Genomic DNA, 23,049 nt, shown 5'->3' on the forward strand with positions numbered 1-23,049 from the left:
CGAGGGCGGCCGTGCGCGATAGGTTGTTCTCGTTTCGAGTAATACTCAATGAGAGAACAACAGGTGGTTCGAGATGCACGACGAGGCGGAGTTCCTGGCGGGGTACGACCCCGGCGCCTATCCAGCGGTCGCGGTCACGGTCGACGTCGTAGCGCTGACCATTCACGCCGGCCGGTTGTGCGTGCTGCTCGTGGAGCGTGGCGAGCAGCCGTTCGCCGGGCGCCGTGCTCTTCCCGGCGGTTTCGTCCGGGACGAAGCGCTCGACGTCGCCGCGATGCGTGAACTCGGCGAGGAGACCGGCGTTCACCTCGAGCGGGTCCACCTGGAACAGCTCAAGACGTACGGCGACCCCGGCCGTGACCCGCGCATGCGGGTGTTCTCGGTGGCCTACCTGGCGTTCGCCCCCAGCCTGCCCGAGCCGGAATCCGGCACCGACGCCGCCGGGGCCTACTGGGTGCCCGTTGAGGAAGCCACCGGCCTGGCCTTCGACCACGACGTGATCCTGGCCGACGGCCTCGAACGGGCCCGGGCCAAGCTCGAGTACACCCCGCTGGCCACGGCCTTTGCGGGGGATGAGTTCACCATCTCGGAGCTGCGGCAGATCTACACCGCGGTCTGGGGCGAGGAACTGCACGCCGGGAACTTTCACCGCAAGGTGCTGAGCGTGCCGGGGTTTGTCGAGAGCACGGGGGAGACCGCCCCGCGGGGAGGGGAGCGGGGCGGTCCCAAACCCAAGCTCTACCGGGCCGGCGACGCGAGACTGCTGCACCCGGCGCTGCTGCGGCCGACCCGTGAGGACGACGTCCGATGAGGTTTGCCGAGGCTGTGGAGCGAATCGAGCGGGCCACTTCCCTTGCCGATCTGGGCGGGGAGAGCGCGTACCGTGCGTACGCGAAGGCCGTGCACCCGGATGCCGTCAGCGCAAACGACAGCGCGACCGCCACCCGCGCCTTCGCCACGCTCTCGCGGCTCTATCGCGAGCGGCGCCGAGTGGCGATCACCGGTGACATCGCCGACCTTGTTGTGGACGGGGACAACCTCAACAAGGTTCCGCGCGACCCGGCCGACAGTGACCTGATGGAGGCCGAGGCCGCCGCCCTGACGAAGTTGCAGGAGCAGGGCGATCCGAAGTATCGGCCGTACGCCCCGAGGCTGCGCGACAGCTACCTGCACGAGGACCACGAGCGGAAACGTCGGCGCATCAACACCATCGAGCGACTTGTTGGATTCGTCGCACTCGACCAGGTCAAGAGCCAGCTGGACCCGAGAGACGTCGCCTGGATGTGGCGCCGCCTGCTGGTCGGGCTCGGCTGGGCCCATCGAGCCGGCGTGATCCACGGCGCCGTCCTCGAAGAGCACGTCCTCGTTCACCCGGAGCAGCACGGCCTGGCGCTCGTCGACTGGTGCTACTCGGGCGAACGGGTCAAGGCCATCGTCGCCCGGCGCAGAGGCGCGTACCCGCCCGAAGTTCTGAAAGAGAAAACCGCCGGTCCGGCCACCGACATCTACATGGCAACCGGCCTGATGACCCGGCTCATGAAGGACCCGCCGAAACCGCTGCAGAGGTTCGCCGACGGGTGCTCCTACGACAAGCCGCGCATGCGACCGCAGGACGCATGGCGGCTGCTCCACGAGTTCGACGAAGTCCTGCACAGCCTGTACGGGCCGCGGACCTTCCGGCCCTTCACGATCTGAGGAGACAGACATGGGAAGCGGACGCTGGTCGACCGACGTCTGGACCGCCGCCGACAACTACCGCCGGGCCTCCGGCAAGAGCGCCTTCGCGTACAGCGACAGCGGCGCCCGCAAGGCTCACCCGGCCCTCGACCCCAAGGGCGTGACCAAGCGCGAGAGCCGGGACAGCGACGAGCACCCGTTCAGCACGCCGATCGCGGTGCTGTTCGACGTCACCGGCTCGATGGGCGGGGTGCCGCGGGTGCTGCAGACGAAGCTGCCCCAGCTGCTGGGCCTGTTGACCCGCAAGGACTACGTCACGGATCCACACATCCTGTTCGGGGCGGTCGGCGACGCCACCTGCGACCGGGTCCCGCTGCAGATCGGACAGTTCGAGTCGGACAACCGGATGGACGAGGACCTGGCCCGCATCGTGCTCGAGGGCGGTGGCGGCGGGCAGATGACCGAGTCGTACGAGCTGGCCATGTACTTCATGGCCCGGCACACCGCGCTCGACTCGTTCTCCAAGCGCGGCAAGCGGGGTTACCTGTTCCTGATCGGCGACGAGATGCCGTACGCGAAAGTGCACCCGCGCGAGGTCGAGAAGTTCATCGGCGAGCGCACCGAGCCGATCAGCACCGAGGAGCTGGTCGTCGAGCTCCAGCGGACGTTCGACGTCTACTACCTGCTGCCCACCGCGGCCGGTCACGGCGGCAACCGTGACGTCCTGCAGCGGTGGCGTGGGCTGCTGGGACAGAACGTGCTGGAGCTCGACGACCTGGACGCGGTGTGCGAGACGATCGCGCTCACTGTGGGTCTCGGCGAGGGCACCATCGATCTGGACGCGGGGCTCGACGACCTGGTCGACGCGGGCTCGTCGCACCGCGGCACGGTCAGCAAGGCGCTGGCTCCGCTGCAGCGCAACGGGGTTGTGCGGCGGGGGACGCTGTCGGTCGGCACGGCGAAGTCAGGGAACGAACGGCTGTGAACGAGCACGTCGCGGTGGTCGACCTCGGCTACGGGGACGCAGGCAAGGGCACAGTGGTTGACGCGCTGTGTGATCGTGGCCGGATACGAGCGGTGCTGCGCTTCAACGGGGGAGCGCAGGCCGCCCACAACGTGGTCACCGAGGACGGCCGGCAGCACACGTTCGCGCAGTTCGGGTCGGGCACGCTGCGTGGCGTGCCGACCCACCTGACCCGCTTCGTGGTGGTCGATCCGCTGGCGCTGGCCGCCGAGGCAGCCGCCCTGGGGAACCCGTACGAGCTGCTCACGGTGGACGGCGACGCCCTTCTCGCCACTCCGTGGCATCGCGCGGCGAATCAGCGGCGGGAGCGGGCACGCGGCGGGTCCCGTCACGGTTCGTGCGGCATGGGCGTGGGCGAGACCATGGCGTACGCCTTGGGTCACCCGCACGCCCCGCGAGTGGCCGACACCCTTTCCCGTACGGGGTTACGCCGTCGCCTGGCCGCCGTGGAGTCCGACCTGGGGCCGGCCGGGGTGCCGCTCGACGACGTTGTCGACGCGTACCTCGCGTTCGGCCGCACGGTGGCGATCGTCGGGACCCCGTACGGGGAAAGGCTTCTGACCGAAGGCGCGTGTGTTTTCGAAGGTGCGCAGGGCGTGCTGCTCGACGAGTGGCGGGGCTGGCACCCGCACACCACGTGGTCGACGACGACGTTCGACAACGTGGCTGAGCTGTGCGGATCGTTCACCCGGCTCGGCGTGGTGCGCACCTACACGACGCGGCACGGCGCCGGCCCGTTCGTGACCGAGGACCCGGCGCTCAACCTGCCCGAGGGGCACAACGCGACGGGGGAGTGGCAGGGAGCCTTCCGGGTCGGGCACTTCGACGCGGTCGCCCACCGGTACGCGGTCGAGGTGGCCGGCGGGGTCGACGCGCTGGCCGTGACCCACCTCGACATCCCGGACAGCTGCCCCGAGCTGCGGATCTGCGAGTCGTACGCGGTCGACGGCGAGCCGTGGACGCGGATCGAGCCCGGCCCCGCGCGTGACCTGGGTCATCAGGAGGCGTTGACGGCCCGGCTGAACCGTGCAGAACCGCGAACCCTGAGCCGGCCGGCGGACTGGCCGGAAGCCATCGAGGGCCTTCTGTCGGCGCCGGTCGAGATCGAGTCGTACGGGCCCAGTTCCGCCGACAAGAAGTTCCGCAATCGCATTCATTAGGTGCGCCTTACCTAATAGAACAATCTTGTGGTGTTGTTTCCGTGGTTCCGGGTAAATGGTTTATCGTCGACGTGACCGGGTTGAGAAAGTGGAGGCGACGACGATGACGCAGATGTTGGAAATGCCCCGCGTGCAGTCCTGCACGGTGACGAGCTGTGGCTACAACCACGACGGCTGCACCGCCTTCGCGGTCACCATCGGCAGCGCGATCTCGGCCGAGTGCGACACCTACGTGACCGGCGACAAGGGTGGCATGGGCCAGGCGTTGGCGCAGGTGGGCGCGTGTAAGCGCTCCGACTGTACGCACAACGAGAACCTCGAGTGCAGGGCCCCCGCGATCGTGGTGGGCGAGTCCGGCGACAAGGCCGACTGCATGACCTACGAAAAGGCCTGACCGACTCTCGGTAATGCGCCCGCCGTTGCTGAATGCGACGGCGGGTGCATTTCTTTAGGTAAGCCTTTCCTATTACAGATACATGCCGGTGCTCGGTTCCGGCTTGGGGACCGTCACCGGCTCGCTGCCCGTCTTGAGCGCGAACAACTCGGCCAGCGTGGCCCCCTGCGCGCTGACCCCGCGCGCCGAACCCAGCCAGGCGACAGCTTCCGCGTACGGGAGCCGGCCCACCTCGATGCTGGCCAGGCACCGCCCCGGCCGCACGACGGCGGGGTGCAGCGACGCCAGGTCCTCGTTCGTGGTGATCGCGATCAGCGCGTTGCGGCCCTGCCCGAGCAGCCCGTCGGTCAGGTTGAGCAGCCGCGACAACGACTGCCCGGCGCTCGCCTTGGCCTCACCGCTGATCAGCTCGTCGCAGTCCTCCAGCATGAGCAGGCGCCAGCGCGGCTCGTCCTCGTCGTCGCTGCCCAACGCCACGCTCATCAGGTACGCCGGGTCGTTGAACAGCCGCTCCGGGTCGAGCACACAGTCGACCTGGCACCACGAACGCCACTGCTGAGCCAGCGCGCGCAGAGCCGTGGTCTTGCCCGTTCCGGGTTCACCGTGCAACAACAGGAGACGGCCGCTGATCGTCTTCGCGTCGAGCGCCATGAGCCGTTCCAGCGTGGACGCGACCGGGCTCGCGTAGTTGCGCCGGATCGCCTCCCACGGCGCGGCGTCGATCTCGCGGGCGGCGCGGCGCGGACCGTGCTGCCCGAAATGCCAGAACCCGATCGGCACGTTCTCGGGGGTGGGCTCGGGTGCCTGCACGGCGTCCTTGACGGCCGCTTCGAGGATGGTGTCGGCGAGTTCGGCGTTGACCGCTGTCACCGTGACCCGGGCGCGGCGGCTCTGCTTCCAGCGGTTGACGTGCAACGTCCAGCCGTCGCCGACAGCGAGGCGGCCCTGACCGTCCTCGTCGAGCGCATCCCGTACGGTCCGCGCGCCCTCGACACTCAGCGGCGCGTCGGCGCGGACGTTCTCGAGATACTTGCTGCGGCCGTACGGCTCCCGGCCGGTGACGAAAGCGTCGAGCGCGAGCAGGTCCACCACGTCGACCAGGCGGTCGCCGTCGTCCACCGCGCCGGCCAGCGGCAGGGTGGCCGACACGGGCGCGATCGGCGCCTGGTCGACGTGCCGGCTGCCGAGCCGGTCGACGGACTGGTGTGGGGCACGCATACACCGATGATCGTCCGTCGATGCCCGGAAGGCACCCGGTTTTTCCTCAGTTCACCCGGCTCCCCTACCGCCGCGTCAGGACAAAAACCGGGATGAGCCGCTCGGTCTTCTGCTGGTACGCGGCGTAGTTGGGGAACGCCGCGACCGCCCTCTCCCACCAGACCGCACGCTCGTCCCCACTGACCTCCCGGGCGACGTAGTCGTGCTCCTCGGTCTCGTCGCGCAGCTGAACGTGCGGGTTCTTGCGCAGGTTGTACACCCACACCGGGTTCTTGGGGGCGCCGCCGAGCGAGCCGACCACGGCGTACTCGCCCTCGTGCTCGACCTTCATCAGCGGCGTCTTGCGCAGCTTGCCGGTCTTGCTGCCCACAGAGGTCAGCAGCACCACCGGATAACCGTTCAGCTCGGTGCCGGCGGTGCCGCCGCTCTCCTCGATTTTCTCAGCCTGCTTGCGGGCCCAGTCGGACGTGCTGGGCGCATATTCTCCAGTCAAAGGCACGATCGGAGCCTATGCCCGCGGGGTGCCCGCTCAACCCGTTCCGCCATGTGCCGCTCAACTCAGAAGCACTCCGGCGTGTTGTGCTACCGGGCGTGGCGGGGCGGCCCTGCAGATTGGCACACCTGTTCGTGTGTCGGTGTCCGGAGGGCCTTGTTCGGGCTGGCAGGAAGCTGCGATGACTGAGATGGCCTACACCAGCGCAGGCAAGGTCAACTACCGGCGGGTGCCCTGCCCGGCGTGCGGAAAACGGCGGGAGCTGGGCTGGGCCAACGCGGGCTCCAGCGCCGACACGGACCGCTGGCTGCCGATCGAGAAGTGTCGCAACCGGGAGTGCGCGGAGTTCAAGGACCCGACCAGCCTGGCTGGCTGACCGTGCTCGGGGCCGCTCAGGAGCGCTTGCGGCGGCCCCGCCCACCGACACCGGGCGGGAGGCTCCGGCCACCTGGTAGCCGTCACCGGCCCGCTTGAGATGGTCGGTAAGGACCATCACCTCCAGCGCCTCCTGGGCGTCGGCGACCGCGCTGCCGGTCAACCGGGCCAGATCCTCCGCCACCACTGGCGCGCCAGGCGACAGGAAGCCCCGCTCGATCTAGTCCAAGATCCCCAGGTGGATCATCTCAGTGCTCATGGCGGCCCTCCTGGCACTCGGAAGCCATGACGCCGCCAATGGTGCCACCGCCGCACCGGGCTACTGGGCCTCCACCCCGGCCGCCCGAAGGATGCGCCGGACCTGCTCTCGGGAGTAGCCGGAGGCGGCCATCACGTCCACCTGACGCGCGCCGGCCAGGGTGGCCCGGACGATCTCCTTTGCCAGCCGGTCCCGCGCCACCGGCACGGCCTCGCGGGCCTGGGTCACCCGCTGCTGGGCTTCGGTGACGGCTTCCTGCGCCTGGTGGTAGGCGCGCGCCGCAGCCTCAAGGTCGTCCAGCACGCCAGCGAGTCAAGCACCCGGCGGGGTGAGGCCACGCCGGAACGGCACTAGGAGGCCACGTGATGGTTACCGGGTAGGCCACATGGCACTACGGTGTGAGGCGTAAGGCGGCCCCCGGCGGCGGTGCTAGCGCCTCCCGAGGGCCTTGATCCGACCCCTGGAGGTCGAACCCGCCATGACCGTACCTGTGACCCCCGCTGACTTGGCGGTCTCGTTCCGGGACCGCGATGTGCCCCGCCCGCTGGCTACCCGGCCGATCGCGGTCGCGCACCGGCACCAGCGCGGCTGGACCGTTCTGGTCACCGCCGATCGCTCGGAGATCTACGCCCTGACCTTCGATGCGGTGCCGTCGGCAGTGCGGGCCGTGACCGGCGTCCGGAACCTGTTGATCATTTGGCCGGGCGGGGCAGCCTCGTGACGGCCCGGCTCTGGCGCTGGCTGCCGTGGGTCCGCCGGTCCGCGAAGCGCCGCCAGGCTGATGCCCTTGTCGCCGCCAGGGAGTGGCAGGAGGCGGAGCGGGAAGCGGCCCGTCGGCGCGTCATCGAGCAGGCCGAGCGGGGGCGGCAGGACCGGCCTTGAGCTGGGCGGGAAAGGGTGAGATTGCATATCCCTAGCGAGGCAGGTCCCAGCTTTCCAGTCACACGCGAGGGCTGCTCAAGTAAGCACCCATACGGCTCACGCTAGTTACCGAGCCAGACCCTCACAACCCTCTTCCCGAGGCGCGAGCCAACCCCGCACCGCCGCTCTCCCGCACCGTTGACCGAGGGACGCGACCCGCCCGCTGCGCCAAAGCCCTTCACGCAACCGCCTCACAACCCGTGCCGAGACACGCGGCAGCCCCGCGCCGTGTGCGTGACGCGCAACCCGCCCGCTACACCGCAGCCCGTCGGGTGACCGCCTCCAGACCCGCGCCGACGCGCGCAGCCACCCCGCCCGTGATACGCAACCGCCGTGCGCCGCGACCGCTTGTCCATCCGATCTGCACTCCGTGCTGGTGCGCGCAGCCGCCCCGTCGGCGACAGGCAACCGCCGTGCGCCGCGACCGCTTGTCCGTCCGGCCCAGAACCGCTACAACGCCCCTCCCGTCTTGCGCTGGTCGGCGTACCGTTCCGCGAACGCCTTCAGGTCCCGGCGTTCGATCGCGGCCGCCATGAGGTCGGGGAAGGCGTCCGGCGTACAGGCGAAAGCGGGCACCCCCAGAGCCGCCAGCGCCGCCGCGTTCTCGTGGTCGTAGGCCGGCGCCCCCTCGTCGGAGAGCGCCAGCAGAACCACGACCTGCACCCCGGCCGCGGTCATCTCGGCCACCCGGCGCAGCATCTGGTCGCGCACGCCGCCCTCGTACAGGTCGCTGATCAGCACGAAGATGCTGTCCCGGGGCCGGGTGATCAACTGCTGGCTGTAGGCGATGGCACGGTTGATGTCGGTGCCCCCGCCCAGCTGTGTGCCGAACAGCACCTCCACCGGGTCTTCCAGCTGTTCGGTCAGGTCGACCACCGCGGTGTCGAAGACGACCAGCGACGTCCGCAACGATCTCATCGACGCGAGCACGGCCGCGAACACGCCGGAGAACACGACCGAGGCCGCCATCGACCCGGACTGGTCCACGCAGAGCACGACGTCGCGCTGCACCGCGGTGGTGCGCCGCCCGTAACCGATGAGCCGCTCGGGTATGACGGTGCGGTGCTCGGCCTGGTAGTGCTTGAGGTTCGCGCGGATCGTGCGGTCCCAGTCGATGTCGGCATGCCGCGGGCGGTTGATGCGGGCCGCCCGGTTGAGCGCCCCGGTCACCGCCGCCCGGGTTTTCTGCTCGATCCGCTTCTCCAACTGCTCGACCACCGTACGCACCACTTGCCGGGCGGCGTCCTTGGTCTGCTCGGGCATCACGCGGTTGAGCGAGAGCAGCGTGCCGACCAGGTGCACGTCCGGCTCGACGGCGCTCAGCATCTCGGGTTCGAGCAGCAGCCGGGTCAGGTCGAGCCGCTCAATAGCGTCCTGCTGCATGACCTGCACGACCGTGCTCGGGAAGTACTCGCGGATGTCGCCGAGCCAGCGCGCCACCTTCGGCGCCGACCCGCCCAGCCCCGCGGACCGGCGGCTGCCCTTCTCGCCGTCGCCGTCACCGCCCTGGTCGTAGAGCGCGGACAACGCCGAATCCATCGCGCCGTCGCGCCCCTCGGCCTTGCCCAGCGCCTCGTCGGCCGGCCCGCCGAGCACCATCCGCCATCGCCGTTGCCGTTCCCGGGCAGCCTCGTCATCCCTCACCACGCGCCTCCGACCCCGACCCCGCGGCTCAGCAAAACGGTCACCACGCCGCTCACCACGTGCCTCCGGCCCCGACCTGGCGGCTCAGCAAAACGCTCACCAGGTCGCTCACCACGCCGCTCACCACACGCCTCCCGTCCCGACAACGCGCCTCGGTCAAAGCCCTCACCGCACCTCCCCCGTAGCGATCTCGCGCCCCAGCAGGGCACTCAGCGTCGGCAGCACGAGATCGGCCCGCCCCGGATCAAAGCCGAGCCCTCCAGCAGGGTGCTCAGAACCGCCCGTACGCCCCCCGGCGACTCGCTCCCCGATGGCGCGCCGCTCGCCCGCCTCGAACGCCCCGAACGTCCGGCGCAGCAACGGCAACACGTCGTCGAATGCCTCAGCCGCGATGTCGGCCAACCAGTCGTCGAGGACTTCCAGCAAAGCGTCGTCGTGCACGAGCAGCAGCCCACCACCCGACAGGAAGCCCTCGACCCAGGCCGCCGCGTGCGCCGGTGGAGTGCCCACGGTCAATGGCAGCCGCAGCCGCCGGCGCACCTCGGCGCCGTCCAACCGCCCCGCGTCGAGCAGCATCCGGGTCAGCCGGCCCGCGATCAGCCCGTGCAGGTCGGCCCGCCCGGCCAAGGACTCCAGCGTGGACAGCCAGCGGTCCCGCAGCTCGTCGTCCTCGAGCAGCCCGACCGCGCTGTGCACCCCGTCGACACGGTCGCGCAGCACCTTCGCCGCCTCGTCCGACAGCGACCCGACCGCCGACGGCAGCGCGGCACAGACCCGGCTCAGCAGGCTGCTGGTCACGGTGGCGAGCCCGGCCACATCCGTACGCCGGACGTCGCCGTACCGCAGGGTGCGGGCCAGCGCCGGGATCGCCGCCATCAGGTGGTTGACGTCGGCGTCGAGCGCGGCCCGGGCATCGAGAGAGGCCAGGACCCGTGGGTACGCCTCCGCAAGATCCGCCAGCAGGCACGTCTCGACCAGCGCCGTCACATCGGCCAGCGTCTCCGCCTTGTCCGCGGCCCGTACGACCTTGGCCGTGGCCGCCGAGACCACGGTGGTGCCGTACATGCTGCCCTCGACCAGGCTGATCGCGAACTCGGGCTGCCACCGCAGCCGCCACTCCTCGCGGAACGTGCCCGTGCCCCGCCGGGTCGCGCTCGGCTCCCCCCACGGCACCCCGATCGTGCGCAGCCGGTGCAGCAGACGGCTGCGTTTGAGATCGGTGTCCTTGCGCAGGTCGAGGTCGAGCGCCCGCTCGAGGGCCTCGGGTTTGAGCCGTGCCGCGCGTTGCTGGGCGGCCAGGTCCTTGGCCAGCGGCACGGCGGGCATGTCGTCGGGCACCCCGCCCAGGCGCTCGCCGACCACCAGTTTCCGGGTGATCAGTTCGACCCGCAGCGGCTCGCCGTCACACATGACCGCTTCGGCCGCCTCGGTGACCTCGCTCAGCCCGGCCAGCGGACGCCCGCGCAGGGTGGCCAGCGCCTCGGCCAGGCGGGCCGCCTCGATCACGTGCGCCGACGACGTGGGCACGCCCTCGGAGCGCAGCACCCCGGCCGCGTCGACGAGCCAGCGCGGCACCACCTCGTCGGCCGAGGTGAACAGGTGGTGATACCAGCCCGGCGAGCTGACCCCGGCGCCGTAACCGGACCACGACGCCAGCCGCCCGTACGTCCACGGCACCCAGGTGAAGTCGACCTTCGCCTTCTTGCGCCCCTTGAGCAGCGCGTTGTCGTCCTTGACGGCGACCTTGCGCTGCAGCGCCGGCACATGCCACGCCCCGCAGACAACCGCGATTTCCCCGTACGACTTACGCACCTCGCGAAGCACGCTGCGCATGTACGCCTCCCGCACGAGATCGTCGGGGTCCTCGGGGGACTGGTCGCGGATAGCCGTCATGGCCTCGGCGATGGCCTCGAACGCCGGCATCCCCCGGTGCTCGACGACGTCCTCCCACCACCGCTCGGGGTCGTCGTACCCCGCCGCGGCCGCCAGCTCCCCGATCGGATCAACCGGCCGCCGCGGTCGTGCGCCCGGCCCGCCGCTGTCCCCACTCGTGCCCGGCCCGCCGCTGTCCCCACCCGTGCCCGGCCCGCCGCTGTCCGCGCCCGTGCCCGGCCCGGCGCTGTCCCCGCCGGCGTCAGCCCCGGCGCTGTCCCCGCCCGTGCCCGGCCCGGCGCTGTCACCACCCGTGTCCGTTCGAGGGCGGGCCGACGGATCGATCGGCGCCACAGAAACACCGGGGTCACCAGGCGCTTGTGCAGGAGGCCCGCCGCGGACCGGAGCGGGTGGATTCCCCGCTGCCGCAGTGTGATCCTCGCCCGGAGCGGCGTCCCGGGGACCGCCCGGGGCCGGAACTCCCGGACCGCCCGGGGCCGCCCCATCCGCCCGCTCGTCGGTCAGCCGATAGGCGAACGGCAGATCGAAGAACCGCACCGGAACCCCGCGCTCCACCGCCCACCGGATCGCCTGCCACTCCGGCGAGAACACGGCGAACGGCCAGAACGCCGCCCGCCGTGGATCGTCCGACGCGTACCCCAGCAACGCCACCGGCGGTTCCAGCCCCGAGTCGGCCACCCAGCGCACCAGCGCGTCGGCCTCCGGCGGCCCCTCGACCAGCAGCACGTCGGGCGGCTGCCGTTCGAGTTCCTGCACCACCGCCCGCGCCGACCCCGGCCCGTGGTGACGAATGCCGTAGAGACGTTCAGGCATCGCGGGCGGCCCGGTAGAAGTCTCGCCAGTCCGCCCGCTCGCGAACCACCGTCTCCAGGTATTCGCGCCACACCACGCCGTCGGAGACCGGGTCCTTGACGACCGCGCCGACGATGCCCGCCGCCACGTCGGCCGGGTGCAGCCGCCCGTCACCGAAGTGGGCCGCCAGCGCGATGCCGTTGGTGATCACCGAGATCGCCTCGGCCGTGGAGAGCGTGCCGGTCGGCGATTTCAGCTTGGTGCGGCCGTCCTCGGTGAGGCCGCCGCGCAGCTCGCGGAAGACCGTCACCACGCGCCGGATCTCGTCGATCGCGGCCGGCACCTCGGGCAGGTCGAGCGACCGGCCGAGCTGCGCCACCCGCCGCGCGACGATTTCGACCTCGTCGTCGGCCGAGGCCGGCACGGGCAGCACGACGGTGTTGAACCGGCGGCGCAGCGCGCTCGACAGCTCGTTGACACCGCGGTCGCGGTCGTTGGCCGTGGCGATCAGGTTGAAGCCGCGCTGCGCCTGCACCTCGGAGTTGAGCTCGGCGACCGGCAGCGTCTTCTCGGACAGGATCGTGATCAGCGCGTCCTGCACGTCGGACGGCACACGGGTCAGTTCCTCGAGCCGGGCGATCGTGCCGGTCTGCATGGCCCGCATGATCGGGCTGGGCACCAGCGCGGCGTCCGTCGGCCCCTCGGCGAGCAGGCGCGCGTAGTTCCACCCGTACCGGATCGCCTCTTCCGCCGTGCCCGCGGTGCCCTGCACGAGCAGCGTGGAGTCGCCCGAGATGGCCGCTGCGAGGTGCTCGGACACCCACGTCTTGGCCGTGCCGGGGACACCGAGCAGCAGCAGCGCCCGGTCGGTCACCAGCGTGGACACCGCGACCTCCATGAGCCGGCGGGGTCCCACGTACTTCGGGGTGATCTTGGCGCCGTCGCCGAGCAGGTAGGTGACGACGGCCTGCGGCGAGAGGCGCCAGCCGGGCGGGCGGGGCCTGTCGTCGGCTGCGGCGAGCAGGGCCAGTTCGTCGGCGTACTGGTCCTCGGCGTGCGGTCGCAGAGCGGTCACGTGCAACTCCAAAAGGCGGTCGTGGTCAGGAAGCCGGTTTGAGCTCGTCGAGCATTTCTTGGCGGAACGTCAGGGTGCGGGCCAGGTCGGCCACCGGGCGTACGCGGGAGGGGTCGGCCGGCTCCTGATCGAGCTGCAGCGCGAGGCGGCCCACCAGGTCGGCGTAGGCCGGGGGCATGGCCAGGCCGGCTTCCCGGCACAACTCGCCCAGCTGCCAGCTGTGGCGGTCGGTGCGGGCGCGGTGAGCGATCGTCTCGAGGACGGCGACCGACAGTTCCTCGGGCCACTGGCCGGGATGGATCGCGAGCAGCCGGTTGGCCAGCCCGTCGTCACGGCGCAGCGCGTCGGCGGCCAGGCGACCCAGTTCCTCGGGCGGCAGAACCAGATGCAGATCCCACCGTACGGATTCCCGCAGCGCCCCGGACACGTCGGTGAGCAGCGCCATGGCCCAGGCCGGGTCACGCTGGACCACGGCGGCCTTGGCCCAGCCGTGCAGCAGCGGCGTCTCCCAGTCGTTGCCACGTGCCAGCCGCAGCATCGTGGCCGGTTCAGACCACGTGTCGAGCGGGGCGCCCGCCACGATCTCTTCGAGCAGCCAGGCGCCCACGCCGATGCCCCGGGCCGGAGTGGACGCCACCCCGTCGCGGCGCAACGCTGCATCGAGTTCCTCGGGCGGCGTCACGACGAGCCGGTCGGCGCCGACCAGCCGGCGCTCGCGGCGCACCAGCGTCAGCGCGCGCTCGGCCATGCGGCCGCGCAACTGCGAACCGGGCAGCCGGCGTAGCAGGTCAAGTGCGGCCTCGCGCACCTCCTTGCGCCTGTCGTCGAGGGCCCGCTCGAGGAACGGGTCGTCGTCGAGGGACAGGCCGGTGGCCAGTGCGCCGAGGAAGCGGGCGCGGTCGTCGGAGGACTCCTCAGCCCACGTGCTCTCCAGCAGTTCGCGGCCCCGGGCCGGGTCGGTCTCGCGCAGGTGGGTCAGGTGGCCCACCCGCTCGCCGGAGCTGCCGGTGTGCCAGTCGGGCAGCGCCACGATCACCGTCGCCTCGTCGCGCAGCCACCGCCAGTCGCCCCGCATGCCGGCCAGCCAGGCGCCGCGGCGACCGGCCACCCGGGCCAGCGCCGGCCGGACGGTTGAGTTGCGCCGGCCCGCGTCGAGCAGCGCGGGCAGCGCGGCCGGGGGCACGTGGCCGCCCCGCTCGGCCGCGGCGGCGAGCCACTGGGTGAGAAGTTCCTGCGCGAGCTGGGCGCCGCCCGGCACGGCCCCGCCCAGGATGCGCAGCAGGCGAGTGCCCGCCGCGCTGGGCAGCGGCCCTTCCGTCTCGGCGGGGGTGGCCGGCACCGCCTCGTGGCCGCTGCCGGGCAGCACCCCGGCCCGGCGCCGCGTCAGGGCCACGGCGGCCGCGTCGAGCAGGGAGTCCTTACCCGTCCAGGGGCGGCGGTTGGTGCCGACCAGGGCCGAGGCCAGCAACTCGGGCGGCAGCTCGGGCCGGCGCTCGGGGGCCGGGCCGGGCATCGGGGGAGCGGCCGCCACGAACTCGCCCCCGGCCCAGGCCGCGAGCGGGCGCAGACCGGCCGGTGACCACTCGGCCGCCACCGTCGCGGGATGCCCGCCGGCCGCTGCCAGCAGCCACCACGGCTCACGATGCCCGGCTGCCAGCGGCACGGCGTCGCCGGACTCGTCGACCAGCCAGCCGTCGGTGCTGGGCACGACCCCGGCCAGCAGGACGGGCGCGTCCAACCGCCAGGGCTCGGCCGCGACGGTGGCGCTGTAACCGGCGAGCGCCTCGGCCAGCGGCAGCGCGCCGCTGGGCTCGCGGAACGGCTCGGCCGCGCTCGCCTTGCCGGCGACGAGCGCGCGCAGCGGGGCCGCGCCGGGATAGAAGGCCAGCTCGCCCCGGAACTCCGTGCCGGCGACGAGGTCGGAGGCCATCGGCTGACCGGCCGCGGCGAACGAGAGCACCAGAGCGAACCGGCCGGTGGCCTCGCCCCGCAACCACGTACGCCGGGTGGTGAGGGCGCCGTCGTCGGACTCGACCTGACCGAGCACCTGCCACCGGTCGGTGACGCGGGGACCGGCCAAAACGTCCTCGGTGGCGACCGGGAAGCCGATGCGGCTGCGTACGGTCGCGGCCAGCTCGGGCGGCAGCTCGGCCAGCCGGTCGTAACCCGAGACGAGCAGCCGGAGCAGCGCCAGCTCGCCGAGCAGGCGGTCGGCCCACTGCGGCCCGACGCCGGCGACCGAGCCGAGCCGCCGCACCGCGCCCGCCGCCGTGGGCGCCTGCGCGTCGACCAGGCGGGCGGCCATCGCCTCGAACGGCTGTGGCCCGCTGCGCTGGGCGCCGGCCAGACCCTGCCGGACCTGGTCGTCGAGCCAGCGGCGCAGCTCGGCCATGCCGCCCGCGACCCGCTCGGCCCGCTGCTCGACCCGCTTGGCCGCGGCGACCGGATCGGGGGTGGAGCCGCCCGACTTGGGCTTGGCGGCGGCCCGGGCCGCGCGCGCGGCCTGCCACTCCTGCGCGAAAGCGGCCGCCGGGGCATCGGCCACATCGGACTCGGCCCAGAGCATGAGCAGCGCCAGCGCGTGCTTGCACGGGATCTTGCGGCTGGGGCAGTTGCACTTGAACGCCGGGCCGGTCAGGTCGACGCAGACCTGATAGCTGCGCAACTGTCCCCAGAGGATGTCATCGAGCCGCCCGGTGGCCGACCACGACGCCGGGAAGGACAGGCCGCGGGCGGCCTTCACCGAGGAGGCATCGGGGGCAAGCGTCTCGACCTGTGCGGCCGACCATCGTTCAACGGGCACGGGCAAACCCTAGGCGGCGGGTACGACATTTTCGACGCGCCTGGTCACGACGGGTGAAGGCGTCGGCCGGGGCGTGCCGGCCCGTTGCCCCCAGACGACCGCGGCGAAGGCCACGACCATTCCTGCCACCTGCAGCGGCGTCAGGCTCTGACCGAGCGCGGCCCAGCCGACGACCGTGGCCACCAGCGGCGAGAGCAGCCCCAGCAGGGCGAGCCGAGCGGCCGGCAAACGCTCGAGGCCCCAGAACCACAGCGAATAGGCGAGCGCGGTGCCGATCAGCGTGAGATAGGCGTAACCGGCCAGGTTGGTCGGCGTCAGCCGCGGCGGCAGGCCCTCGACGGCCAACATCATCGGGATCAGCACCAGCCCACCGGCGGTCAGCTGCCAGCCGGTCGCGGTCAGCAGCGGCACGCCGGGGCGGCCCCAGCGCTTGGTCAGCACCAGGCCGAGCGCCATGGAGGCCGTGCCGGCCAGGCCCGCCGCCAGGCCCACGGCGTCCAGCCGGGCGGCGGCCGTGAGCACGGCCAGGGTGACGCCACCCGCGCCGGCGACGGCGGCGACGACCGTACGCAAGGCAACGCGCTCGGTCAGCAACAAGACGGTCAACCCGGCGACGACCAGGGGCTGGGCCGCGCCGAGCACCGCGGCCATGCCACCGGGCAGCCGGTAGGCGGCGAGGAAGAGCAGGGCGAAGAACAGGCCGATGTTGAGCGTGCCGAGCACCGCCGACCGCCACCACCACGAGCCGTGCGGGAGCCGCCGGGTGAACGCGAGCAGCAGCAACCCGGCCGGCAGGGCGCGCAGCACCCCGGCCAGCAGCGGCCGGTCGGGCGGCAAGAACTCGGTGGTCACGGCGTACGTAGTGCCCCAGACCGCCGGGGTGAGGGCGGTGAGCAGGAGGACCGGCGAGTTCATCACGACTCCCTCGACGCAAAGTATCTCGATGTAAAGATAAAACCGCGCGAGTCTCTTCTTGTCAAGAAGCTCGACATCGAGACAATGGAGGGGTGACGACGGAACCGGACGACGGCGTGGACCTGATCATTCGGCAGTGGGCGCGGGAACGACCCGACCTCGAGACGACGGCGATGTCGGTGTTCGGGCGCATCTTCCGCCTGTCGAAGCTCGCCGGTGATCGCATGGAACAGGCCTACGCCCCGTACGGGATCGGCCGCCCCGAATTCGATGTGCTGGCCACGCTGCGCAGGTCCGGCGACCCCTACCAGCTGTCTCCGGGGGAGCTCGCCGCGTCGATGATGCTCAGCACCGGTGGCACCACGGCCCGTCTCGACCGCCTCGAGAGGGCGGGGCTGATCGAGCGGCTGCCCTCGCCGAACGACCGCCGCAGCGTGCTGGTGCGCCTCACCGCCCGCGGTTTCGACATCATCGACCAGGCGGTCGGCGCCGGCCTGGCCCAGCAGCAGAGCATGCTGGCGCACCTCTCACCCGAGAAGCAGCGCCAGTTGGACGCCCTGCTGCGGGAGGCCTTCAACCAGTGACGCCGTGACCCTCCGGCACCCGCTCCTCCGGCTTGGGCGGCGGTGGGGGAGTGCCGTCGCCGAACGGACGGCCGCCCAGTTTCTCGCGGCCGTGTTCGGTCAGCCAGCCGGAAAGATCGGGGCCGGCGGGCACGATCCCCGTCGGATTGATGTCCTTGTGCACGATGTAGTAGTGCTGCTTGATGTGCACGAAGTCGGTCGTGTCGCCGAAACCGGGCGTCTGGAACAGATCGCGGGCGTACGCCCACAGCACCGGCATCTCGGTCAGCTTGCTGCGGTTGCACTTGAAGTGGCCGTGGTACGCGGCGTCGAAGCGGGCCAGCGTGGTGAAGAGCCGGACGTCGGCCTCGGTGATCGTGTCGCCGACCAGGTAACGCTGCCCGGCCAGCAACTCCGACAGCTTGTCGAGTCGATCGAAGAGCCGCCCGTACGCCTGTTCGTAGGCCTCCTGGGTGCCGGCGAACCCGGCCCGGTAGACGCCGTTGTTGACGTCCGCGAACACGTACCGGTTGATCTTGTCGATCTGGTCGCGGAGCTCCTCGGGATAGAGGTCGGGCGCCCCCGTACGGTGGAACTCCTTCCACTCCAGTGACAGGTCGAGCGTGATCTGCGCGAAGTCGTTCGTCACCACCTGGCCGGTCGGGATGTCGACGATCGCCGGCACGGTGATGCCCTTGTCGTAACCCGGCGCCCGCCTGAAGTACGCCTCCTGCAGCCGCTCGATGCCCAGCACCGGGTCACGTCCGCCCGGGTCCAGGTCGAACGTCCAGCTGCGCTCGTCGTGGGTGGGGCCGGCGATGCCCATCGACAGCACGTCCTCGAGGCCCAGCAACCGGCGCACGATGATCGCCCGGTTGGCCCAGGGGCAGGCGCGCGCGACCACCAGGCGATACCGGCCCGGCTCGACCGGGTAACCGTCGCTCCCGTCGGCCGTGATCCGGGTCGTGATGTACCGCTGGTCCCGGCTGAATTCGCCCTTGGGGTTCACATACGCCATGACCCCATCCTGCTTCCCGCGATCCGGATGCGCTCGGCGAACCCCCGGGCCGGGCTGCGATCGCCCGGCCGAGGGACGCCGGTCCCGGCCACTGAGTCGCCGGAATGATGCGACAGTGAACCTTGTGGCTGTCTCGATCCGGACTTGTCTCACCCGATGGACGGTTTCCGTCCCGCTTGTCGCCACGGCGGCTCTCGCCCTCACCTGGGGCCGCGAGTTGCCGTCGGCGGTGGTCGTGGTGGCCGCGCTCCTGCTCGGCGGCGCGGTGCTCGCCGCGGTCCACCACGCCGAGGTGGTCGCGCACAAGGTCGGCGAGCCGTACGGCTCCCTCGTGCTGGCCGTGGCGGTCACCATCATCGAGGTGGCCCTGATCGTCACCCTCATGATCAGCGGCGGCGAGAAGACCCAAGCCCTGGCCCGCGACACCGTCTTCGCCGCCGTGATGATCACCTGCAACGGCCTGCTCGGTATCTCGCTGCTGGTCGGGGCCTTGCGCCGGCACGTGTCCGTTTTCAACGCCGAGGGCACCGGCGGCGCCTTCGCAACCGTCGCGACCCTGGCCACGCTGAGCCTCGTGCTGCCGAGCTTCACCACCAGCCGCCCCGGCCCCCAATTCTCCCCGGCCCAACTGACCTTCGCCGCCGTCGCTTCGCTGTCCCTCTACGCCCTGTTCGTCACGGTCCAAACCCGCCGCCACCGCGACTACTTCCTCCCCATCACCAGCAGCGGCAAGGTCATCGACGTCGAAGAACACCTGGACCCGCCCACGACCCGCACCGCCCTGATCAGCCTGGGCGCCCTGATGGTCGCCCTGATCGCCGTCGTCGGCCTCGCCAAGGGCGTCTCCCCGGCCATCGAATCCGGCGTCGCCTCCATCGGCCTGCCCCAGGCGGTCGTCGGCGTAGTGATCGCCCTGCTGGTCCTGCTCCCCGAAACCATCGCCGCCGTCCGAGCCGCCGCCCGCGACCGCGTGCAGACCAGCCTCAACCTCGCCGTCGGTTCCGCCATGGCCAGCATCGGCCTCACCATCCCGGCCATCGCCATCGCCATGATCTGGCTTGAAGGCCCCCTGCTGCTCGGCCTCGGCGGCACCCAAATGATCCTGCTCGCCCTCACCGTGGCCGTCGGAACCCTGACCATCGTCCCCGGCCGGGCCAACGTCCTCCAGGGCGGTGTCCATCTGGCCCTGCTCGCGGCGTTCCTGTTCCTCGCCGCAAGCCCTTGACCCTTGATTCCGTACGCCACGTCGCCTCCCACAACCACACCACGCAGCTCTGCCGCAACCTCGCCGGCCAGGCGACCCTCAAGGCCGTAGCGCGGGCTCCGGCCGTGGTGCATGGCACTAGATCAAACGCCGCCGGACCCGCCACACGACCACGCCGATCAGGGCCGCCGCGACGGCGACGAACACGGCCGCCTCGATGAGCTGGAACGTCCAGAACCGGTCGGCCGGGTGATGGACCGTGAACTGCTGGATGCCCCGCGCGTGCAGGAACTGGTTGAGGTTGCTGCCGGCCCGGTCGGCGGCGGCCTCCAGCTCGGAGAACTCGGTTCCGCTCAGCCTGCGCCCGGCGGCGTTCACGTAGTGGCGTTCGATGACCCAGTCGGCGAAATTGGGCCCGGCCCGGTCCTTCGAGCCGCCGACGGGTTCGATGGTCGTGAGCGGGCCGGCGTACGCGGGGCGGGCCAGCAGCGCCACCGACATCCGGGCGGCGAGGAACGCACCCAGCGCGACGCCGAACGCGGGCAAGCTACGCCGCAGCACAGCCCCGGCGGCGGTGGCGACACCGAATGCGAACAGCGCGTACGCCACCGGAACAAGGCCCTCCAGGTCGAACGCGTCGTACTGGAACCGCCCCTCCCACGCGTCGAACGGCTGACGGAACCAGGTGAGCACCGCGGTGAACATCCCGGTGAGCGCGACGGTGACGCCGGCCAGCGCCGCGAGCTTGGCTGCCAGCCAGCGCATCCGCGGCACGGCCTGCGTCCAGGCGAGCTGCCAGGTGCCGTCCTCGAGCTCCCGCGCGAGCAGCGGCGCGCCGAGGAACGCGCCGATGACGACCGGGACCAGGTAGAAGGCCGCCAGGAGGTTCTCGACGAACCCGTACTCCTCGTCGAGCCGGCGGAAAGAGGCCGTGCAGGCGTCGGTGACGCCGGTGTCACCCGCGCACCGGGCGGGATCACCGGGGAACAGGTCGTGTGCCTGCGTCCCGAGCACGAGCAGGGCGACGCCGAACAGGCCGACCAGCAGGCCCAGGACGCAGACCTCGGTCCGGTGCTGGCGCCAGATCAACCACGTCATGCCGCCGCCCCCGACGTGACCGCGGCGCCCTGCTCGGACGGCCGGCGTAGGTACGCCAGCACCAGGTCCTCCAGCGCGACCGGCTGCGCCTGCCACCCGGGCGCGGCCGGGATCCCGCCGTCGCGCACCAGCAGGGTCGTGTGCCGGTCGCTGTGGACGGCCTCCACGACGGCGCTGCCGGCCCGGTCGAGGCCGGTGGCCGTACGCGGGCCGACGAGCAGCCTGTGTTCGGCGAGGAGCGTGTCGAGGTCGCCGGCGAGCGTGACCCGGCCCTGGTTGAGCACGACCAGGTGGTCACAGACACGCTCCAGCTCGTGCACGACGTGGGAGGAGAACAGGACGGTCACCCCGCCCTCGGCCACCGCACCCATCAGGACCTGCAGGAACTCGTGCCGGGCGAGCGGGTCGAGGCTGGCCACCGGCTCGTCGAGGACGAGCAGGTCGGGCCGTTTCGCCAGGGCCAGGGCCAACGCGACCTGGGCCTGCTGGCCGCCGGAGAGCGTGCCGGCCCTGCGGTCGAGCGGGATGCCCAGCTTCGCCAGCCGGCGCTCGGCCAGCTGCTGGTCGAACCGCAGGTTGCAGGCCCGCCCGAAGCGCAGCATCTCGGCGACGGTGAAGCGTTTGTACAACGGGTGGTCCTGGGCCAGGAACCCGATCCGGGCCAACGTCTGCGGGGTGCTGGCGGTGACGTCGCGGCCGAGGACCTCCACCGTGCCGGTGCTCGGCGCCAGCAACCCGACGGCCAGGCGCAGCAGCGTGGTCTTGCCCGCGCCGTTCGGCCCGACCAGCGCGATCACGCCGCCCGCCGGCAGGGCCAGGGTGCAGTCGCGCAGTGCCCAGCCCTTCCGGTACCGCTTGCTCACGCCGTCGGTGCGCAGCGCGAACTCGGCCGCCGTCACGCCACGTCCTCCTTCCTCGTCTGCTGGTGGACGGACGTGAAAAGCGCGTCGACCGCCTGCTCGTCGAGCCCGGCCGCGTAGGCCCGGCGCAGCCAGGTCGTGAGTCCCCGGCGCAGCGAGGTGTACGTCGATGCCGGCACCACGGCCGACTGCTGCTCGTTGACGAACGTGCCCTGGCCGGGCCGCCCGGTGACCAGGTTCTCCTGCTCCATCTGCCGGTACGCCTTGGCGACGGTGTTCGGGTTGATCGCCAGGTCCTCGACCACTTCGCGGATGAGCGGCAGGCGGTCGCCGGGTTGGAGAAACCCCAGCAGCACCGCCTGCCGAACCTGCTGAACCAGCTGCAAATACGGCGGCACCCCGGAGCGCCCGTCAAGCCGAAAGACAAACACGCCGGAACCTTACTGCTTTCCTAGGAACATAGTAAAGCAGCAAGACCCGGTTCGAGAACGCAGCCACACGTTGCCGGCCGCGTCCATGCCGCGGTGCCGTGCACGTGGTGGTGGGAAAGGTTATGCGGAGGCTCGTTTGATCAGGGCGGGCTCGTAGATGACTGAGGACACGCGCATGGTGGGGTCCTCGATGCGGGCCAGCAGCAAGCGGGCGGCCTCGGCGGCCATGTCTTCCAGCGGGTGCCTGATGGTGGTCAGGGCGGGGGAGGCGGCCACGGCGGCGCTGCTGTCGTCGAAGCCGACCACGGCCACGTCGTTCGGGACGTTGCGGCCGGCTTCGCGCAGGGCGGACAGGGCGCCCAGGGCCATCAAGTCGTTGGCGGCGAAGAGGCCGTCCACATCCGGGTTGTCGACGAGCAGGGCGCGCATGGCGGTTTCGCCGCTGTCCTGGGTGAAGTTTCCGGTGGCGGTGGGGACCCAGCCGTGGCCGTGGCGGGCCATGGAGCGGCGGAAGCCTGCTATGCGGTCGCTGCTGGCGGGGACGTCGGCCGGGCCGGTGATCATGGCGATGCGCTGGCATCCGCGGGCGAGCAGGTGGTCGGCGGCGAGGGCGGCGCCGGTGTCGTTGGCCAGGTCGACGTAGTCGATCGGGACCGGCTCGGCGGGGCGGCCGATCAGCACGGCGGGCACGTTGCCCTCGGTGAGCATGCGGGGCAGCGGGTCGACGGCCGGCAGGCTCAGCACCACAGCGCCGTCGGCCTGGCCGTTGCGGAGGTCGCCGACGAGGCGTTTGCGCTGGTCGTCGGTGCCGACGATCTGCAGGGCGAGCTGGACGCCCTGGTCGCGGAGCACGCTCATCAGGCCGCCGACGACGCGGCCGAAGTACGGGTCGGCGAAGAAGCGGCCCATGAACGGGTCGTCGTCGTGGGTTTCGGAGTCGGAGACGACCAGCGCGACCGTGCCGGTGCGGCGGGTGACCAGTGAGCGGGCCAAGCGGTTGGGCACGTAACCGGTGCGGCCCACGGCATCCCACACGACCTCGTGCAGCTGGGGGTCGACGTTCCGGATGCCGTTGATCACGCGGGAGACGGTGGCTCGGGACACCCCGGCGATGCGGGCGACGTCCTCGAGGGTCGGGAGCCGCTCGGTTCGCATAGACGTCTTTATAGCACAGGTGGAGAGCGCTCTCCGTAGGCGCGGCAAGAGCGGCCCGCCAAGTTCCGGAACCAGCG

General features: G+C 71.5%; 22 protein-coding genes. 9 read left to right on the top strand and 13 right to left on the bottom strand.

What is annotated here, in order from left to right:
- Nucleotides 1-73 precede the first annotated feature (73 nt).
- The 5 genes from C8E87_RS25265 (at nucleotide 74) to C8E87_RS25285 (ending at nucleotide 4,255) form a co-directional block, all read left to right on the top strand.
- Nucleotides 74-811 carry an NUDIX hydrolase gene (locus tag C8E87_RS25265; protein ID WP_133875384.1) on the top strand — a complete coding sequence of 246 codons (738 nt, stop codon included), beginning with the start codon at nucleotides 74-76 and terminating at the stop codon, nucleotides 809-811.
- Nucleotides 808-1,695 (top strand): protein kinase family protein, encoded by an 888-nt coding sequence (locus C8E87_RS25270; RefSeq protein WP_133875385.1) that lies wholly within the window; start codon nucleotides 808-810, stop codon nucleotides 1,693-1,695. The genes C8E87_RS25265 and C8E87_RS25270 overlap by 4 nt, the downstream gene beginning before the upstream one ends.
- A gap of 10 nt (nucleotides 1,696-1,705) precedes the next feature.
- Nucleotides 1,706-2,662: a hypothetical protein gene (locus C8E87_RS25275; RefSeq protein ID WP_133875386.1), complete on the top strand. Its 957-nt coding sequence runs from the start codon at nucleotides 1,706-1,708 to the stop codon at nucleotides 2,660-2,662.
- Nucleotides 2,659-3,861 carry an adenylosuccinate synthetase gene (locus C8E87_RS25280; RefSeq protein WP_133875387.1) on the top strand — a complete coding sequence of 401 codons (1,203 nt, stop codon included), beginning with the start codon at nucleotides 2,659-2,661 and terminating at the stop codon, nucleotides 3,859-3,861. Before C8E87_RS25275 ends, C8E87_RS25280 begins: the two co-directional genes overlap by 4 nt.
- A 103-nt stretch (nucleotides 3,862-3,964) precedes the next feature.
- Nucleotides 3,965-4,255: a DUF1540 domain-containing protein gene (locus tag C8E87_RS25285; protein WP_133875388.1), complete on the top strand. Its 291-nt coding sequence runs from the start codon at nucleotides 3,965-3,967 to the stop codon at nucleotides 4,253-4,255.
- A gap of 72 nt (nucleotides 4,256-4,327) precedes the next feature.
- Here the strand turns inward: C8E87_RS25285 and C8E87_RS25290 are convergent, their stop codons facing one another.
- Nucleotides 4,328-5,473: a DUF5925 domain-containing protein gene (locus tag C8E87_RS25290; protein WP_133875389.1), complete on the bottom strand. Its 1,146-nt coding sequence runs from the start codon at nucleotides 5,471-5,473 to the stop codon at nucleotides 4,328-4,330.
- Nucleotides 5,474-5,537: 64 nt separating this feature from the next.
- Nucleotides 5,538-5,972, bottom strand: coding sequence for a nitroreductase family deazaflavin-dependent oxidoreductase (locus C8E87_RS25295; protein WP_133875390.1), 435 nt, complete (start codon nucleotides 5,970-5,972; stop codon nucleotides 5,538-5,540).
- Nucleotides 5,973-6,147: 175 nt separating this feature from the next.
- Between C8E87_RS25295 and C8E87_RS25300 the strand changes: the two genes are divergently transcribed.
- Nucleotides 6,148-6,342 (top strand): hypothetical protein, encoded by a 195-nt coding sequence (locus tag C8E87_RS25300; protein ID WP_133875391.1) that lies wholly within the window; start codon nucleotides 6,148-6,150, stop codon nucleotides 6,340-6,342.
- A gap of 318 nt (nucleotides 6,343-6,660) precedes the next feature.
- Here C8E87_RS25300 and C8E87_RS25305 read toward each other — a convergent pair whose 3' ends face one another.
- Entirely contained in the window at nucleotides 6,661-6,903 is a 243-nt protein-coding gene (locus C8E87_RS25305; RefSeq protein WP_133875392.1) for a hypothetical protein, read from the bottom strand.
- Between the two features lie 175 nt (nucleotides 6,904-7,078).
- Here C8E87_RS25305 and C8E87_RS25310 point away from each other — a divergent pair, with 175 nt between their 5' ends.
- The gene (locus tag C8E87_RS25310; RefSeq protein WP_133875393.1) at nucleotides 7,079-7,321 is read left to right on the top strand and encodes a hypothetical protein; all 243 of its coding nucleotides are present in this window, start codon (nucleotides 7,079-7,081) and stop codon (nucleotides 7,319-7,321) included.
- A 650-nt stretch (nucleotides 7,322-7,971) separates the two neighbouring features.
- Here C8E87_RS25310 and C8E87_RS25315 read toward each other — a convergent pair.
- The 5 genes from C8E87_RS25315 to C8E87_RS25340 all read right to left on the bottom strand — a co-directional run bounded on the left by C8E87_RS25315 (nucleotide 7,972) and on the right by C8E87_RS25340 (nucleotide 16,643).
- The gene (locus tag C8E87_RS25315; protein ID WP_239080023.1) at nucleotides 7,972-9,165 is read right to left on the bottom strand and encodes a VWA domain-containing protein; all 1,194 of its coding nucleotides are present in this window, start codon (nucleotides 9,163-9,165) and stop codon (nucleotides 7,972-7,974) included.
- 165 nt (nucleotides 9,166-9,330) lie between these two features.
- Nucleotides 9,331-11,871 (bottom strand): DUF5682 family protein, encoded by a 2,541-nt coding sequence (locus C8E87_RS25320; protein WP_239080022.1) that lies wholly within the window; start codon nucleotides 11,869-11,871, stop codon nucleotides 9,331-9,333.
- Nucleotides 11,864-12,925, bottom strand: coding sequence for an ATP-binding protein (locus tag C8E87_RS25330; RefSeq protein WP_133875394.1), 1,062 nt, complete (start codon nucleotides 12,923-12,925; stop codon nucleotides 11,864-11,866). The genes C8E87_RS25320 and C8E87_RS25330 overlap by 8 nt, the downstream gene beginning before the upstream one ends.
- 25 nt (nucleotides 12,926-12,950) lie before the next feature.
- Entirely contained in the window at nucleotides 12,951-15,728 is a 2,778-nt protein-coding gene (locus tag C8E87_RS25335) for an SWIM zinc finger family protein (RefSeq protein WP_133875395.1), read from the bottom strand.
- A gap of 9 nt (nucleotides 15,729-15,737) precedes the next feature.
- On the bottom strand, nucleotides 15,738-16,643 hold the full coding sequence (locus C8E87_RS25340) for an EamA family transporter (protein WP_133875396.1): 906 nt from the start codon (nucleotides 16,641-16,643) through the stop codon (nucleotides 15,738-15,740).
- Between the two features lie 92 nt (nucleotides 16,644-16,735).
- Here C8E87_RS25340 and C8E87_RS25345 point away from each other — a divergent pair, with 92 nt between their 5' ends.
- Nucleotides 16,736-17,227, top strand: a complete 492-nt coding sequence (locus C8E87_RS25345) for a MarR family winged helix-turn-helix transcriptional regulator (protein WP_166661237.1) — start codon at nucleotides 16,736-16,738, stop codon at nucleotides 17,225-17,227.
- Here the strand turns inward: C8E87_RS25345 and C8E87_RS25350 are convergent.
- Nucleotides 17,217-18,224 carry a glutathione S-transferase family protein gene (locus tag C8E87_RS25350; RefSeq protein WP_133875397.1) on the bottom strand — a complete coding sequence of 336 codons (1,008 nt, stop codon included), beginning with the start codon at nucleotides 18,222-18,224 and terminating at the stop codon, nucleotides 17,217-17,219. The genes C8E87_RS25345 and C8E87_RS25350 overlap by 11 nt on opposite strands.
- A 124-nt stretch (nucleotides 18,225-18,348) precedes the next feature.
- On the opposite strand from C8E87_RS25350, the gene C8E87_RS25355 reads away from it, so the two are divergent.
- Nucleotides 18,349-19,449: a calcium:cation antiporter gene (locus C8E87_RS25355; protein WP_239080035.1), complete on the top strand. Its 1,101-nt coding sequence runs from the start codon at nucleotides 18,349-18,351 to the stop codon at nucleotides 19,447-19,449.
- 117 nt (nucleotides 19,450-19,566) lie between these two features.
- Here the strand turns inward: C8E87_RS25355 and C8E87_RS25360 are convergent, their stop codons facing one another.
- The 4 genes from C8E87_RS25360 to C8E87_RS25375 form a co-directional block, all read right to left on the bottom strand.
- On the bottom strand, nucleotides 19,567-20,526 hold the full coding sequence (locus C8E87_RS25360) for an ABC-2 membrane transporter-related protein (protein WP_133875399.1): 960 nt from the start codon (nucleotides 20,524-20,526) through the stop codon (nucleotides 19,567-19,569).
- The gene (locus tag C8E87_RS25365; RefSeq protein WP_133875400.1) at nucleotides 20,523-21,425 is read right to left on the bottom strand and encodes an ABC transporter ATP-binding protein; all 903 of its coding nucleotides are present in this window, start codon (nucleotides 21,423-21,425) and stop codon (nucleotides 20,523-20,525) included. The genes C8E87_RS25360 and C8E87_RS25365 overlap by 4 nt, the downstream gene beginning before the upstream one ends.
- A complete protein-coding gene (locus C8E87_RS25370) occupies nucleotides 21,422-21,817 on the bottom strand; it encodes a GntR family transcriptional regulator (protein WP_133875401.1) in 396 nt (131 codons plus the stop codon). The genes C8E87_RS25365 and C8E87_RS25370 overlap by 4 nt, the downstream gene beginning before the upstream one ends.
- A gap of 120 nt (nucleotides 21,818-21,937) precedes the next feature.
- Complete coding sequence (locus C8E87_RS25375; RefSeq protein ID WP_133875402.1) at nucleotides 21,938-22,972, bottom strand: LacI family DNA-binding transcriptional regulator; 1,035 nt, start codon at nucleotides 22,970-22,972, stop codon at nucleotides 21,938-21,940.
- Between the last annotated feature and the right edge of the window lie 77 nt (nucleotides 22,973-23,049).

It is taken from the genome of Paractinoplanes brasiliensis (assembly GCF_004362215.1).
GTDB classification, from domain to species: Bacteria; Actinomycetota; Actinomycetes; order Mycobacteriales; family Micromonosporaceae; genus Actinoplanes; species Actinoplanes brasiliensis.